Origin of the sequence: Burkholderia sp. AU38729 (assembly GCF_020419725.1) — a bacterium.
Taxonomy (GTDB): domain Bacteria; phylum Pseudomonadota; class Gammaproteobacteria; order Burkholderiales; family Burkholderiaceae; genus Burkholderia.
In genome coordinates this window covers 226,473-241,734 of sequence record NZ_JAIZQO010000009.1, presented here as the reverse complement: position 1 = coordinate 241,734, position 15,262 = coordinate 226,473, and the positions used below count along the sequence as shown (strand labels likewise).

Annotated in this window: 11 protein-coding genes; 6 read left to right on the top strand and 5 right to left on the bottom strand. The window is 68.7% G+C overall.

The window, feature by feature from the left end; translation table 11 throughout:
* Positions 1–53 precede the first annotated feature (53 nt).
* The 5 genes from LGM56_RS24210 to LGM56_RS24190 all read right to left on the bottom strand — a co-directional run bounded on the left by LGM56_RS24210 (position 54) and on the right by LGM56_RS24190 (position 6,787).
* A complete protein-coding gene (locus LGM56_RS24210) occupies positions 54–797 on the bottom strand; it encodes a glycine zipper 2TM domain-containing protein (RefSeq protein ID WP_226206949.1) in 744 nt (247 codons plus the stop codon).
* Between the two features lie 347 nt (positions 798–1,144).
* Positions 1,145–2,671: a lysine--tRNA ligase gene (gene lysS / locus LGM56_RS24205; protein WP_043190322.1), complete on the bottom strand. Its 1,527-nt coding sequence runs from the start codon at positions 2,669–2,671 to the stop codon at positions 1,145–1,147.
* Between the two features lie 82 nt (positions 2,672–2,753).
* Positions 2,754–3,858 (bottom strand): peptide chain release factor 2 gene (prfB, locus tag LGM56_RS24200; protein ID WP_226206948.1). Its coding sequence is split into 2 segments (ribosomal slippage): positions 2,754–3,776 and positions 3,778–3,858, totalling 1,104 coding nucleotides; the frame shifts between segments, so codons are not numbered across the junction.
* 152 nt (positions 3,859–4,010) lie between these two features.
* Entirely contained in the window at positions 4,011–5,708 is a 1,698-nt protein-coding gene (recJ, locus tag LGM56_RS24195) for a single-stranded-DNA-specific exonuclease RecJ (protein ID WP_226206947.1), read from the bottom strand.
* A 14-nt stretch (positions 5,709–5,722) separates the two neighbouring features.
* A complete protein-coding gene (locus LGM56_RS24190) occupies positions 5,723–6,787 on the bottom strand; it encodes a regulator (RefSeq protein WP_226206946.1) in 1,065 nt (354 codons plus the stop codon).
* A 162-nt stretch (positions 6,788–6,949) separates the two neighbouring features.
* Between LGM56_RS24190 and LGM56_RS24185 the strand changes: the two genes are divergently transcribed.
* From LGM56_RS24185 to LGM56_RS24160, 6 genes are all read left to right on the top strand, one after another.
* Entirely contained in the window at positions 6,950–8,203 is a 1,254-nt protein-coding gene (locus LGM56_RS24185) for a lipoprotein-releasing ABC transporter permease subunit (RefSeq protein ID WP_226206945.1), read from the top strand.
* Complete coding sequence (lolD, locus tag LGM56_RS24180) at positions 8,196–8,954, top strand: lipoprotein-releasing ABC transporter ATP-binding protein LolD (RefSeq protein ID WP_372684011.1); 759 nt, start codon at positions 8,196–8,198, stop codon at positions 8,952–8,954. Before LGM56_RS24185 ends, lolD begins: the two co-directional genes overlap by 8 nt.
* Before the next feature lie 67 nt (positions 8,955–9,021).
* Entirely contained in the window at positions 9,022–9,810 is a 789-nt protein-coding gene (locus LGM56_RS24175) for a TatD family hydrolase (protein WP_226206944.1), read from the top strand.
* A 57-nt stretch (positions 9,811–9,867) separates the two neighbouring features.
* Complete coding sequence (locus tag LGM56_RS24170; RefSeq protein WP_226206943.1) at positions 9,868–12,351, top strand: DNA internalization-related competence protein ComEC/Rec2; 2,484 nt, start codon at positions 9,868–9,870, stop codon at positions 12,349–12,351.
* A 229-nt stretch (positions 12,352–12,580) separates the two neighbouring features.
* Positions 12,581–13,426, top strand: a complete 846-nt coding sequence (locus LGM56_RS24165) for an alpha/beta fold hydrolase (protein ID WP_089495152.1) — start codon at positions 12,581–12,583, stop codon at positions 13,424–13,426.
* Positions 13,427–13,607: 181 nt separating this feature from the next.
* A complete protein-coding gene (locus tag LGM56_RS24160) occupies positions 13,608–15,260 on the top strand; it encodes a CTP synthase (protein ID WP_046546046.1) in 1,653 nt (550 codons plus the stop codon).
* Positions 15,261–15,262 lie beyond the last annotated feature (2 nt).

Sequence of the window (15,262 nt, the reverse complement as noted above, 5' to 3'; positions counted from 1 at the left end):
GCCGCCTGCCCGCGCACGACATGCGGGCAGGGGGAGCCGACGCGATCTGGCGATTACGCGCCGACCAGCGTGCCGTTCTCGATCCGTACGCGCTGGCCCTGGCCGAACGGCGGCGGGTTGTGGTACGTGAACGTGCGCGTCGCGCCGTTCTCCATCTGCACTTGCACCTGATAGTCGGTTTCCGCGCGCACCTGCTTTTCGACCTGGTTGCCGGCGAGGCCGCCACCCAGCGCGCCGATGATCGTCATCGCGGTGCGGCCGTTGCCGTGACCGAACTGGTTGCCGAGCAGGCCGCCGGCTGCAGCGCCGCCCACGGCGCCGATCCCCGAGCTCTGGCCCGGCGTGCGCGTCTGCGAGATCGCGACGACCGTGCCGCAGCTCTGGCAGTAGCTCTGGGCCGGCGCCGACGGCTGCTGCGCGTATTGCGGCGGCTGCGGTGCCGTCGTACGACGGCGATGCGGTGCGGCCGGGCGCGGCGCGGGCTTCGGTTCAGCCTGCGCGACGGCAGCCTTCTGCTCGGCAGCCTTTTGCTGCGCGGCGGCCTGTTCGGCCGCCTGCTGCTGGGCTTGCGCGGCCAGCGCGGCGCTGGCGGCCGCGGCCGTATCGACGGCCGGCTGCGACGCGATCAGCGCGGCCTGGGTCTGACCGTTCTGTGCATTGTTGCTGTTGGCCTTCGGGAAGATGCCCGTGATCGCTGCCGTCGCCGCGAGGCTGGCGACGATGACGGCGCCGGCGGCGGTGGCGATGAGCGGGTGGAGGCGTTGCTTTTGCGGCGTGGTCTGATTCTGGTTGTCCATTTTGTTCTCCAATGTCGATCCGGATCGGCGTGCTGCGCCGGAGCAGGATCCCACGCTCGGGAGCGAGCAGACTCGGCGTTCCGGCGCCTCGTTCTGGTCCCGTGGTCATGCGTGGTGACGCAACAGGAGTGTCGTCCACGGCCCAGCGGCGCGCCGTATCAAGGTGTAACGAATTGCAGCGGAGCGCCGGAAGCCATGACAGGGAAAACCCGGAGCAGGCCGTCGCGACGAGGGGATAAAATGGGGGAGGATCGAAAGCCGGCGGACGCCGGCTGGCGGGATTTACGCGTCGTTACAAAGCTGACGCGTGCGCACCGCAGGGCGCGGCGCACACGCGGGCGCAGCGTTCAGTCTTCGCGGCGCAGGTGCGGGAACAGCAGCACGTCGCGGATCGTCGGGCTGTCGGTCAGCAGCATCACGAGACGGTCGATGCCGATCCCGCAGCCGCCGGTCGGAGGCATCCCGTATTCGAGCGCGCGGATGTAGTCGGCGTCGAAGAACATCGCTTCCTCGTCGCCTGCGTCCTTCTGTTCGACCTGCTTCTTGAAGCGCGCGGCCTGGTCTTCCGGATCGTTCAGCTCCGAGAAGCCGTTCGCGATTTCGCGGCCGGTCATGAACAGCTCGAAACGCTCGGTGATGCCCGGCACCGTATCCGATGCGCGTGCGAGCGGCGACACCTCGACCGGGTAGTCGATGATGAAGGTCGGCTCCCACAGCTGCGCTTCGGCCGTTTCCTCGAACAGCGCGAGCTGCAGCGCGCCGATGCCTGCGTTCAGGAACGCCGGCTGCGACACGTCGACGCCGAAGCGCTTCAGTTCGGTGCGCAGGAACGCGTCGTCCGACAGCTGGCCGTCGGTGTAGTCCGGTGCGTACTTCTGGATCGCCTGCGTGATCGTCAGGCGGTGGAACGGCTTCGCCAGGTCGAGCTCGCGGCCCTGGTACTGGATCGTCGCGGTGCCAAGCGCATCGATCGCCGCCTGGCGGATCAGCTGCTCGGTGAAGTCCATCAGCCAGCGGTAGTCGGTGTACGCGGCGTAGAACTCCATCATCGTGAATTCCGGGTTGTGACGCGGCGACACGCCTTCGTTCCGGAAGTTACGGTTGATTTCGAACACGCGTTCGAAGCCGCCGACGATCAGGCGCTTCAGGTACAGCTCCGGCGCGATGCGCAGAAACATCTGCATGTCGAGCGCGTTGTGATGCGTGACGAACGGCTTCGCGGCCGCGCCGCCCGGGATCGGGTGCAGCATCGGCGTCTCGACTTCCATGAACTCGGCGTTGTCCATGAACTTGCGGATCGACGCGATCGTCTTGGTGCGGGCGCGGAACGTGTCGCGCGTTTCCGGCGTGACGATCAGGTCGACGTAGCGCTGGCGGTAGCGCATTTCCTGGTCCGACAGGCCGTGGAACTTGTCCGGCAGCGGGCGCAGCGCCTTCGACAGCAGGCGCAGTTCCTTGCACTGGACCGACAGCTCGCCCTTGTTGGTGCGGAACAGCACGCCGCGCGCGGCGACGATGTCGCCGAGGTCCCACTTCTTGAATGCGTCGTAGGTTTCCGCGCCGACGTCGTTCGGCGTCACGAAGAACTGGATCTGGCCCGAACCGTCCTGCACCGTCGCGAAGCTTGCCTTGCCCATCACGCGCTTGAGCATCATGCGGCCGGCGACCGACACCTCGACCGGGTTCGCTTCGAGCGCGGCCTTGTCCGAGTCGGCGAATTTCGCCTGCAGATCGGCTGCGTGATGCTCCGGGCGGAAATCGTTCGGGTAGGCGACGCCTTGCTCGCGCAGGGCGCGCAGCTTCTCGCGGCGCTCGGCGATGATCTGGTTTTCGTCCGCGGTGACGGCGGGCTGCGTTTGGGTCGGTTCGGTCATGATGGTCGGAATTCGGATTGGGTGCGGCAACGCAAACGGGAAGGGCAAGGGGGCGCGACCCGGCAGGGTCGCGCCGCGGCGCTTACACGCCCTGTTTGAGGCTCGCGCTGATGAAGTCGTCGAGGTCGCCGTCGAGGACGGCGCGCGTGTTGCTCATTTCGACGTTCGTGCGCAGGTCCTTCACGCGGCTCTGGTCGAGCACGTACGAACGGATCTGGTGGCCCCAGCCCACATCGGTCTTGCTCGATTCGAGCTTGTCCTGTTCGGCCTGGCGCTTGCGCATTTCAACTTCGTACAGGCGCGATTTCAGCATCGCCATCGCTTCGGCGCGGTTGCGGTGCTGCGAGCGGTCGTTCTGGCACTGCACGACGATACCGGTCGGCATGTGCGTGATCCGCACCGCGGAGTCGGTCTTGTTGATGTGCTGACCGCCCGCGCCCGATGCGCGGTACGTGTCGATGCGCAGGTCGGCCGGGTTGATCTCGACTTCGATCGAATCGTCGATTTCCGGGTAGACGAACACCGACGAGAACGACGTGTGGCGGCCGCCCGACGAGTCGAACGGCGACTTGCGCACGAGGCGGTGGATGCCCGTTTCGGTGCGCAGGAAGCCGTACGCGTATTCGCCCGAGACCTTGACCGTCGCGTTCTTGATGCCGGCGACGTCACCGTCGGACTCTTCGAGCACTTCGGCCTTGAAGCCCTTGCGTTCGCAGTAGCGCAGGTACTGGCGCAGCAGCATCGATGCCCAGTCGCACGCCTCGGTGCCGCCGGCGCCGGCCTGGATGTCGATGAAGCAGTTGTTCGGGTCGGCCGGGTTCGAGAACATCCGGCGGAACTCGATGTCGCCCACGCGCGCCTCGAGCTTTGCGGCGTCTTCTTCCGACGCGACGAGCGTGTCCTCGTCACCTTCCTCGCGGGCCAGCTCGAACAGGTCGAGCGCGTCGCGCAGGTCGCCATCGAGCGCGGTGAGCGTCATGACGACGCCCTCGAGCAGCTTCTTCTCGCGACCGAGCGCCTGGGCGTTCTTCGAATCGTTCCAGACGTTCGGGTCTTCGAGTTCCTTGTTGACTTCGGTCAGACGCGCAGCTTTGGCGTCGTAGTCAAAGATACCCCCGGAGCTCGCCCGCGCGGTTGCGCAGGTCGAGCAGGGAGCTTTCGATCGCGTTGAGACGTTCCGCTTCCATGATCGTTCGCTATTCTTGCTTCGTAAAAAAGCGGAATTATAGCCGATCGGCGGGGTTGCCCGGTGACGCAAACGGTGCTCGCACGCGCGCCGCGGCCCCGTCCGGCGCGGCGTGCATGCATCGGCGGGCAATGCGGGCGGGGCAGCCCGCGCTCAGCCGGCCGCGTGTTCGACGATCAGCTGGACGCGCGTGACGCCGTTCCACGTGTCGGCGACGAGGCGGTAGGCGACCAGTGCGCTTTCCGGCAGCGGCTCCGTGTGGTTGAACCAGATCGCATTGAAGCGCTGCCGGCCGCGCGCCAGTTGCAGCTTCAGGTGCTTTTCCTTCACGAGCGACTGCGACACGACGTCGAATTCACCGGAGAAAAGCGGGGCCGGAAAGCCTTGTCCCCAGACGGCCTCGTCGAGCAGCCCGACGAACTGCGGCGTGAAGTACGCATCCTCGAGTTCGCCGTCGGTCTCGATCACGCGGGCGAGCGCGTCGTCGGACAGCCATTCGCGCGCGACGGCCTCGAACGCGGCCGCGAAGCGCGGCACGTTCTCGGTGTCGAGCGTGAGGCCGGCCGCCATCGCGTGGCCGCCGAACGCGACGATCAGGTCCGGTTCGCGTTTCGACACGAGGTCGAGCGCGTCGCGCAGGTGGAAGCCGGGAATCGAGCGCCCCGAGCCCTTGACCCGCTTGCCTTCGTCGTCCGCGTGCGCAAACGTGAACGACGGGCGGTGGAATTTTTCCTTGAGGCGGCCGGAGACGATGCCGATCACGCCCTGGTGCCACTCGGGGTTGAAGAGGGTGATCGTGCACGCGTCGGCCGGATCGACGTCGGCGAGATCGGCGAGCGCCTGCTGCTGCATGCCGGCCTCGATCTCGCGGCGTTCGCGGTTCATCACGTCGAGCTGCTGCGCGAGATCCCACGCGCGGCCGATGTCGTCGGTGATCAGGCACTCGATGCCGAGCGACATGTCGGACAGCCGTCCGGCGGCGTTCAGGCGCGGGCCGAGGCCGAAGCCGAGGTCGAAGCCCGAGGCCGTACGCGCTTCGCGCGCGGCCGCGCGGAACAGCGCGGCGACGCCCGGCTGCATGCGGCCGTTGCGGATGCGCTGCAGCCCCTGCGCGACCAGCACGCGATTGTTGCCGTCGAGCCGTACGACGTCGGCGACGGTGCCGAGCGCGACGAGGTCGAGCAGGCCGTCGAGGCGCGGCTCGGCTTCCTTGCTCGCGAACGCGCCGCGGCGGCGCAGCTCGGCGCGCAGCGCGAGCAGCACGTAGAACATCACGCCGACGCCGGCGAGGTGCTTGCTCGGGAACGCGCAGCCCGGCTGGTTCGGGTTGACGATCGCGCGCGCGGCGGGCAGCGCGTCGCCGGGCAGGTGGTGATCGGTCACAAGCACGTCGATGCCGCGCGCGTTCGCGGCTTCGACGCCCGTGACGCTCGCGATGCCGTTGTCGACGGTGATCAGCAGGTCGGGCTTGCGCGCGGCGGCGAGTTCGACGATCTCGGGCGTGAGGCCGTAGCCGTATTCGAATCGGTTCGGCACCAGGTAGTCGATCTGCGCGCCGAACATCCGCAGGCCGCGCACCGCGACCGCGCATGCGGTTGCACCGTCGCAGTCGTAGTCGGCGACGACGAGCAGGCGCCGCTTGTCGGCGATCGCGTCGGCGAGCAGCGAGGCAGCGTCGGCGCAGCCTTTCAGCTCGGTGGGCGGAACGAGTCGCGCCAGCGCGGTCTCGATGTCGGCGGGGGACTGCACGCCGCGCGACGCGTACAGGCGTGCAAGGACGGGATGCAGGCCATGGCGCGCGAGCACTTCGGCGTCGGCGGGCGCGACGGGACGGGTAACGATCCGGGTCATACGGGTCTGCTTTGTTATTCGAACAGGGAGGCCAGCGCGCGGCGGCGCCAGAACTTGCGCAGGTCGCCGCGCGTCGCGTGCAGCGTCACGGAACTCGTGTCGCCGCACAGCGTGAAATCGACGCTCGCGAGCTCGCCGTTCTGCACCGCGGCAAGGGCCGGCGCGAACCAGTCGCGCTCGAGCGCGGCGAGTCCGTCGTGCCAGCGCGCCCAGTCCTGCTCGATGAACGGGGTGGTCAGCGCGGGCAGTTCGACGAGCGTCGCGCCATCGGCGGCGGGCAGCGTGCCGAACGCGGCCGGCGGCGCGCCGGCGTCGGCGTGCGCGGCGCGCGCGAGGCCGAGCGCCGCGGGCGACGCGGACAGCACGCGCGCGAACGGCTTGCCGACCGGCTTCAGCGTGCCCTGCGCATGGAACCAGATCGAATTGACGGCCGGCAGGCCGCGCGCCTCGCGGGCCTCGTTGACCGGATGCTGGAACCAGGCCATCTGCACCTCGTTCTGCAGCTTCATCCACATCCGCGAGCGTTCGCCCGTATGGGCCTCGTGCGGCAGCCAGATCTCGATGTTGCGGCCGCTCGCGCGCAGCGGCGCGGCGCCGGCGAGGCGGGCGAGCTGCTCGCTCGACAGGTACCAGCGTGACGGGTTCGGCGCCTCGAGCCGGACGCCGAGCTCCTCGATCAGCGGCCGCGCGACTGCGAGCAGCGCGGCGGCGTCGCCTTCGTCGAGCGCGAGGGCCGCCGGATCGACGAGCACCAGGTGATCGTGCGCGATTTCGACGTGGACGGGCTCGACGCAGGCCCACGCTTGCGCGCCGGGGTCGCCGCCGTCCGCCAGCAGCATGTAGGGCGCGAGCGGTGCCTCGTCCGCGGCGTTGCCCTGGGTGGCGCCGAACTGGCGGGCCAGCCAGCGCTCGTGCGGCAGCGTGCGCTGGAAGTCCTCACCGGCCACGCGCTCGACGAGGCTGGCGCGGGCGAGCAACTTTTCGAGCGCGGGGCTGTCCAGCGTGTGCAGGGACGAGGCCGCATCGGCCGCCGACGGCAGCGCGAACGGAACGAGAAAATGGAGGCGTCGGTCGTGCATGATGGTGCGCATTGTATGGCAAACTGCGCGCGTGATCGGGCCGGCTGACGGCCCGTTCGCGTCCGGCGGCCGTTTTTCGACCGTGCCCGGGCCGGTGGCCGCCACCGGGCGGCGGTCCGGCCGCGGGGCGCCTCCCCGCCGTAACCAGCAGAAAGGATTCGCTTGAAACTTCCGTACGAATGGCAGATCGGCTGGCGCTACACGCGCGCCGGCAAACGCACGACCGGTAACGGCTTCATTTCCTTCATCGCGCTCGTGTCGATGCTTGGGATCGCGCTCGGCGTCGCGGCGCTGATCGTCGTGCTGTCGGTGATGAACGGCTTCCAGAAGGAAGTGCGCGACCGCATGCTGTCGGTGCTCGCGCACGTCGAGGTGTTCTCGCCGACGGGCTCGATGCCCGACTGGCAACTCACCGCGCAGGAAGCGCGCCGCAATCCGTCGGTGATCGGCGCGGCGCCGTACGTCGACGCGCAGGCGCTGCTCACCCGCCAGGACGCGGTGAGCGGCGTGATGCTGCGCGGCGTCGAGCCGGCGCTCGAGCCGCAAGTGTCGGACATTGGCAAGGACATGAAGGCGGGCCAGCTCGGCGCGCTGGTGCCGGGCCAGTTCGGCATCGTGCTCGGCGATGCGCTCGCGGGCAACCTCGGCGTGACGGTCGGCGACAAGGTCACGCTGGTCGCGCCGGAAGGATCGATCACGCCGGCCGGCATGATGCCGCGGCTGAAGCAGTTCACGGTCGTCGGCGTGTTCGAGTCCGGCCACTACGAATACGACAGCACGCTCGCGATGATCAACATCCGCGACGCCGAGGCGCTGTTCCGGATGGCCGCGCCGACCGGTGTGCGGCTGCGGCTGAAGGACATGCAGAAGGCGCCGGACGTGGCGGTCGAGCTGTCGCATACGCTGTCGGGCAGCCTGTACATCCGCGACTGGACCCAACAGAACAAGACGTGGTTCTCGGCCGTGCAGATCGAGAAGCGGATGATGTTCATCATTCTCACGCTGATCATCGCGGTGGCCGCGTTCAACCTCGTGTCGTCGCTCGTGATGACGGTGACCAACAAGCAGGCCGACATTGCGATTCTTCGCACGCTCGGCGCGCAGCCGGGGTCGATCATGAAGATCTTCGTCGTGCAGGGCGTGACGATCGGCTTCGTCGGCACGGCGTCGGGCGTCGCGCTCGGCTGCCTGATCGCGTGGAGCATCCCGTGGCTGATCCCGATGATCGAGCACCTGTTCGGCGTGCAGTTCCTGCCGCCGTCCGTGTACTTCATCAGCGAGCTGCCGTCCGAACTCGTCGCGAGCGACGTGATCCGGATCGGGCTGATCGCGTTCGCGCTGTCGGCGGTCGCGACGCTCTATCCGAGCTGGCGCGGCGCGAAGGTGAAGCCGGCGGAGGCGCTCCGCTATGAATGATCGCGCGACCGCATTCGCGGATGCAAAACAACACAACAGACAGGATTCGGCCGGTATGCAGGAATACGTGCTTCAGGCGCGCGGGATCACGAAGGCGTTCGTGCAGGGCGGCTTCAACGTGCAGGTGCTCAACAATACCGAGCTGACGGTGCGGCGCGGCGAGAAGCTCGCGGTCGTCGGCGCGTCGGGTTCCGGCAAGAGCACGCTGCTGCACGTGCTGGGCGGGCTCGACGAGCCGAGCGCGGGCGAGGTGTCGTTGCTCGGCAAGCCGTTCACGCAACTCGCCGAGCGCGAGCGCAACGAGCTGCGTAACCGTGCGCTCGGCTTCGTCTACCAGTTCCATCACCTGCTGCCCGAGTTCACCGCGCTCGACAACGTCGCGATGCCGCTGCGCATTCGCCGGATGACGACCGAGGACGCGCGCGAGCAGGCGCAGGCGATGCTCGAACGCGTCGGTCTCGGCCCGCGTGCGAAGCACCGGCCGGGCGAGCTGTCGGGCGGCGAGCGGCAGCGCGTCGCGATCGCGCGCGCGCTGGTGACGAAGCCCGCGTGCGTGCTCGCCGACGAGCCGACCGGCAACCTCGACGGCACGACGGCCGATACGGTGTTCAACCTGATGCTCGAGCTGTCCGAGACGCTCGAAACGAGCTTCGTGATCGTCACGCACGATCCCGATCTCGCCGCGCGCTGCGACCGCATCATGCGGCTGCGCGACGGCGTGCTGCACGAGGAGCCGGCGCTGCCGGTGTAAGAAGCGAACGCGCTTGGCCTGCTGCCGGGATGGTCCCGGTGCGGCGCCAGCGCGCAGGACTGCCGCCATGTGGATCGACACGCACTGCCATCTCGATGCCGCCGAGTTCGACGCCGACCGCGACGCGGTCGCGCATGCGGCGCGCGCGGCCGGCGTGTCGCGCATCGTGATCCCGAGCGTCGGGCGCGATAACTTCACGACGGTGCGCGAACTCGCGCAACGCACGCCGGGCGCGGTCTACGCGCTCGGCATCCACCCGATGTATACGCCACGCGCACGCGACGAGGATCTCGACCGGCTGCGCATGGAGATCGAGGCGAGCCTCGACGATCCGCGCTTCGTCGCGATCGGCGAGATCGGGCTCGACTATTTCGTGCCGGGGCTCGACGAAGACCGGCAGCAGTTCTTCTACCAGGGGCAACTGAAGCTCGCGCGCGAATTCGACCTGCCGGTGCTGTGCCACGTGCGCAAGTCGCAGGATCGCGTACTCGCCGGGCTGCGCCGTTTCGGCGTGCGGCGCGGTATCGCGCATGCGTTCAACGGCAGCTTCCAGCAGGCTGAAGCGTATCTCGCGCATGGGCTGCATCTCGGCTTCGGCGGCAACGTGACCTTCACGCGTGCGCTGCAGATCCGCCGGCTCGCGGCGCAGTTGCCGCTCGAGGCGATCGTCGTCGAGACGGACGCACCCGACATCGCGCCCGAATGGGCGTACAAATCCCGCAACACGCCCGACCAGGTGCCGCGCATCGGCGACGTGCTCGCCGAACTGCGCGGGATCGACACCGGCGCGGTGTCCCTATGCACTTCGGCTAACGCGCTCGCCGCTCTGCCGCGACTCGCACTTTCATCCGCATAATCGTTGCCCTGAGGCGTCGCATGCTCGATGGCGGCGCCGGGTCGACGAGGAGGGGCGATGCGCGTGTGGTGGATCGCGTTCGCGCTCGGCGTGGCCGTACTGCAGCGGCAGGCGGCGCTGCCGGGTGCGCTCGCATGGACGATCGGTGTGGCCGTGCTCGCGGGCTGCGCGGTGTTGAGCGTGTGGTGCATGCGTCGCCAGCGTACGCGCACGACCGCCATGTTCGGATGGATGCTGTGTGCGCTCGCGGCCTGCGATGCAGGGTTCGGCTATGCGGCCGCGCGGGCCGAATGGCGGCTGCGCGACAGCCTGCCCGTCGAGTGGGAAGGGCGCGACATCATCGTCACCGGCGTGATCCGCGGGCTGCCCGTGGTCGACGAGACCGGTGCGCGGCTGCTGTTCGCGGTCGAGTCGAACGATGCGGGGCTGGCCCGTTTTCCGCCGTTGATCCGGCTGTCGTGGCGCGCCTATGGCGCATCGGCGGCACGCGATCCACTTCCCGACCTGCGCGCCGCACAGCGCTGGCGTTTCGTCGTGCGCCTGAAGCGCCCGCATGCCGAGGCCAATCCCGGTGTGCGCGACAGCGAGGCGGCGTGGCTGGCCGCAGGCATTCGCGCGATCGGGTATGTGAGCGCGCCCCGGCGGGCGGAGTTGCTCGATGCGCGCGCCGCGGGATGGCGTGCGTCGATCGATCGGCTGCGCGATGCGCTGCGCGCGCGTATCGACGAGTCGCTCCGCAGCGACGCGGACCATCGCGGCATCGTCGCCGCGCTCGCGATCGGCGACCAGTCGGGCATCGGCGACGATGACTGGCACGTGCTGCGCAGCACGGGTACGAGCCACCTCGTTGCGATTTCGGGCCTGCATGTCGGGCTCGTCGGCGCGATCGCGGGCGGGCTCGTGTCGATGGTCTGGCGCCGCCTGCGCTGGCGCACACGGGCCGCAACGCTCGTGTTTCCGGCGCCGTACGCGGCCGCGCTCGCCGCGCTGGCAGCTGCGGCCGGCTATGCGGCGCTCGCGGGCTTCAACGTGCCGGCGCAGCGCGCGTGGTGGATGATCGCGGCCGGCGGCATTGCGTACCTGGCCGGGCGCAGCGTGCCGACTTCCGCGGTGCTGTGCGCGGCGCTCGGCGGCGTGCTGCTTGCCGACCCGTGGGCCGTGCTGTCGGCCGGGTTCTGGCTGTCGTTCGGGGCGGTCGCCGTGATCCTGCTGGCCGTCGCAGGCTGGCGTGGCGTGCGTGAGGTTGAGACGGAAAACGAGGAGGGCGACGGCGCGGCCGGCTTGTCGAGCCGGTTGCGCGCGTGGGGTGCCCGCGCCGGGCGTCGGATCGCCGAGGCCACGCGCGTGCAGTACGCGGTGACGATCGGTCTCGCACCGCTCACGGCCGCCTGGTTCGCGCAGATATCCCTGTCGGGCCCGTTCGGCAATGCGTTCGCGATTCCGTGGGTCAGCTCGGTCGTGACGCCCGTCGTGCTGGCCGGCATCGCGCTGCCCGCGCCGCTCGATGCGTACGCGTTCCGGCTTGCGCACGCGGCGCTCGAACCGATGATGACGCTGCTCGGATACCTCGCCGGCTGGCCGGCCGGCGTGTTCTGGCTGCGCATGCCCGACTGGCCGGTGCTGGTGCTGGCCTGCGTGGGCGTCGCATGGGCGCTGATGCCGCGCGGCTGGCCGGTGCGCTGGGCGGCCCCGCTCACGTGGCTGCCGCTCGTCGCGCCGGCAGCCGACGCGCCGCCGCCGGGCGGCTTCCGGCTGACCGTGCTCGACGTCGGGCAGGGCGCGTCGGTGCTGGTGGAGACCGCGCGGCGCACCTTGCTGTTCGATGCGGGGCCGGGCGCGGAGTCGACCCACGCCGGCGCGCGGATCGTCGCGCCGGCGTTGCGTGCACGCGGCATCGCGGTGATCGATTCGCTCGTGCTCAGTCACGCGGATGCCGATCACGCGGGCGGTGCGCCGGCCGTCTACGCGGCAGCCGACGTGCGCCAGCTGCTGGCCGGCATCGTGCCGAACAGCCGGTTGTGGCGCGATGCGGCAGCCGCCGGCGTCGCCGACCGGCTGTCGTGCGCGGCCGGGCAGCGCTGGACCTGGGACGGCGTCGCGTTCACGATGCTGTGGCCGCAAGGCGGCCTGGGCGCGGGCTCGTCGAACGGGCGGTCGTGCGTGCTGCGCATCGATGCGGGCGAGACGTCCGCGCTGCTGACGGGTGATGTCGATGCGCGCGGCGAACGCCGGCTCGTGGACGCTGCGCCCAACGCGCTGGCCGCACAGATCCTGGTCGTTCCGCACCACGGCAGCCGCACGTCGTCGGTCGAGCCTTTCCTCGATTCGGTCGGGCCGCGCGTCGCGGTATTTCCTGTAGGCTATCGCAATCGTTTCGGACATCCGCACCGGACGGTTCTCGCCCGTTACGAGGCGCGTGGGATCCCGGTGCCGCGCACCGATCGCGACGGCGCCGTGCGGTTCGACGTCGCGCCGGCCGACGGCGGGTTTGCCTTCGAGCGTCATCGCGACGTTTGGCGACGGTACTGGATGGATCGGTGAGCGCGGCGAAAGCCGGCGTATCAATAAAGATGGCCCGGGATCCGCGCTCAATGCCGAAGCGTGGGCCCCGGCAGAACGCGAAGCATGAGACTGGAGAAGTTGACTCCGGCCGACCGCCAAGCATGGGGCCGGAGTAGGCGCTGAAGCGCCTACTCGGGTCGACCGCGAAGCATGGGACCGGAGTAGGCGCTGAAGCGCCAACTCCGGTCGACAAAGGAGACATCGGCGTTTGAAGGACATCCTCCACTTCTCGCATGCGAACGGCTTTCCGGCATCGACGTACCGCACGATCTTCGCCGAACTGGCCGACGACTACGAGCTGCGCTACATCGAACGGATCGGCCACGACCGCCGCTACCCGGTGACGCGCGACTGGCCGCATCTCGTCGAGCAACTGCTCGACGACATCGGCAGCCGCTACGAGCGTCCCGTCTGGCTCGTCGGCCATTCGCTCGGCGGCTACCTGTCGCTGATGGCCGCGCTGAAGAAGCCGCAATGGGTGCGCGGCGTCGTGATGATCGATTCGCCGATCATCGCGGGCTGGCGCGCCGGCGCATTGCGCGCGAGCCAGTGGGCGGGGCTCGACGAGCGGCTGTCGCCCGCCGCCGCGACGCGCAACCGGCGTACGCACTGGGTCAGCCGTGACGAAGTCTGGCGGCACTTCCGCGAGAAACCGGCGTTCGCCCGCTGGGACGAACGGATGCTGGCCGACTACATCGACTACGGGATCCCGCAGGTCGGCGCCGACGGCGAGCGCTCGCTCGCGTTCGACCGGCAGGTCGAATACCTGATCTACCGGACGCTGCCGCATACGCTCGGCCCGCGGCTCGCGCACGGCGCGCCGGTGCCGCTCGGCTTTCTCGCCGGCACGCGTTCGCGCGAGGTGCGCCAGGTCGGGCTCGATGCGACACGCCGCGCGGCGCGCGGCCGCGTCGAATGGCTGGAAGGCAGCCACCTGTTTCCGATGGAGCGGCCGCTCGAGACCGCGCGCGCATTGCAGCGGATGCTGAATTCGCTGAGGGCGGCCGAGGGCGATGTGTCACATGCAGTCACCCCGCTCGCGAAGCGCGCCTGACGCAGGGTTTGGCGGCCGGGGCGCCGCCTCCGGCACGCGCGGTTGCACCGGCCGGCGGGCGGCTGCGTCCCGGCGCGCACGGCTGGTGCGAGGCGGCGCGAAAGGGCGCGATCATCGAGTCAATTGCTGAGAGAAGGGCGGGCTTTACGGTATAATCCGTTTTTCCCGCGAGCATCCAGCGATGACCAAATATGTTTTCGTCACCGGCGGCGTAGTTTCTTCCCTTGGCAAGGGTATTGCCGCCGCTTCCCTCGCCGCGATCCTTGAATCGCGCGGTCTGAAAGTCACCCTCCTCAAACTCGATCCGTACATCAACGTCGACCCCGGCACGATGAGCCCGTTCCAGCACGGCGAAGTGTTCGTGACGGAAGACGGAGCGGAGACCGACCTCGACCTCGGCCACTACGAGCGCTTCATCAGCACGAAGATGCGCAAGGCCAACAACTTCACGACCGGCCAGATCTACGAATCGGTGATCCGCAAGGAACGCCGCGGCGACTATCTCGGCAAGACCGTGCAGGTCATCCCGCACATCACGAACGAAATCCAGGCGTTCATCGAGCGCGGGGCCGCGTCGGCCACCTGCGGTGAGCCGGACGTCGCGATCGTCGAGATCGGCGGCACGGTCGGCGACATCGAATCGCTGCCGTTCCTCGAAGCCGCGCGCCAGATGAGCCTGCGCCTCGGCCGCAACAGCGCGTGCTTCGTGCACCTGACGCTGGTGCCGTACGTCGCGACCGCCGGCGAACTGAAGACGAAACCGACCCAGCACAGCGTGCAGAAGCTGCGCGAGATCGGCATCCTGCCGCACGTGCTGCTGTGCCGTGCGGACCGCCGCATTCCGGACGACGAATCGAAGAAGATCTCGATGTTCTCGAACGTGCCGGAAGACGCCGTGATCTCGGTGTGGGACGCCGATAGCATCTACAAGATTCCGCAGATGCTGCACGACCAGGGCCTCGACCGCATCATCTGCGAGGAACTGAAGCTGTCGCCGAAGGACGCGGACCTGACCATGTGGTCGGAGCTGGTCGAGAAGCTCGAGAACCCGAAGCACGAAGTGACGATCGGCATGGTCGGCAAGTACGTCGACCTGACCGAGTCGTACAAGTCGCTGATCGAGGCGCTGCGCCACGCATCGCTGCACACGTCGACCAAGGTCAACATCGAATACATCGACTCGGAAGAGATCGAGACGAACGGTGTCGACAGCCTGAAGCATCTCGACGCCGTGCTGGTGCCGGGCGGTTTCGGCCGTCGCGGCACGGAAGGCAAGATCGCGGCGATCCGCTATGCGCGGGAAGCCAAGGTGCCGTATCTCGGCATCTGCCTCGGCATGCAGCTCGCGGTGATCGAGTTCGCGCGCGACGTCGTCGGCCTGAAGCAGGCGAACAGCACGGAATTCGAGCCGGACACGCCGGAGCGCGTGGTCGCGCTGATCACCGAGTGGTACGACCGCGACGGCAAGGTCGAGACGCGTACCGAGGAATCCGATCTCGGCGGCACGATGCGCCTGGGTTCGCAGCGCTGCCCGATCAAGCCGGGCACGATGGCGGAAGAGATCTATGGCAAGGACGTGAACGAGCGCCATCGCCACCGTTATGAAGTCAATAACCGCTTCGTGCCCCAGCTCGAAGCCGGCGGCCTTATCATCAGCGCCCGTACCCCGAGCGAGGATCTGCCGGAAATGATGGAACTGCCGCGTTCGATGCACCCGTGGTTCGTCGGCGTCCAGTTCCACCCGGAATTCACGTCCACGCCGCGTGACGGTCATCCTCTCTTCAAGTCGTTCGTCGAAGCTGCGCTTGTCAACAAGCAAGCGCGCGGAGTGTAAGC

What these genes read in the sequence shown, in the direction of transcription:
- LGM56_RS24160 (WP_046546046.1), top strand. Translation starts at nt 13,608, where the DNA reads ATGACCAAATATGTTTTCGTCACCGGCGGCGTAGTTTCTTCCCTTGGC.
- LGM56_RS24175 (WP_226206944.1), top strand. Translation starts at nt 9,022, where the DNA reads ATGTGGATCGACACGCACTGCCATCTCGATGCCGCCGAGTTCGACGCC.
- LGM56_RS24190 (WP_226206946.1), bottom strand. Translation starts at nt 6,787, where the DNA reads ATGCACGACCGACGCCTCCATTTTCTCGTTCCGTTCGCGCTGCCGTCG.
- recJ (WP_226206947.1), bottom strand. Translation starts at nt 5,708, where the DNA reads ATGACCCGGATCGTTACCCGTCCCGTCGCGCCCGCCGACGCCGAAGTG.
- lolD (WP_372684011.1), top strand. Translation starts at nt 8,196, where the DNA reads ATGAATGATCGCGCGACCGCATTCGCGGATGCAAAACAACACAACAGA.
- LGM56_RS24170 (WP_226206943.1), top strand. Translation starts at nt 9,868, where the DNA reads ATGCGCGTGTGGTGGATCGCGTTCGCGCTCGGCGTGGCCGTACTGCAG.
- LGM56_RS24210 (WP_226206949.1), bottom strand. Translation starts at nt 797, where the DNA reads ATGGACAACCAGAATCAGACCACGCCGCAAAAGCAACGCCTCCACCCG.
- lysS (WP_043190322.1), bottom strand. Translation starts at nt 2,671, where the DNA reads ATGACCGAACCGACCCAAACGCAGCCCGCCGTCACCGCGGACGAAAAC.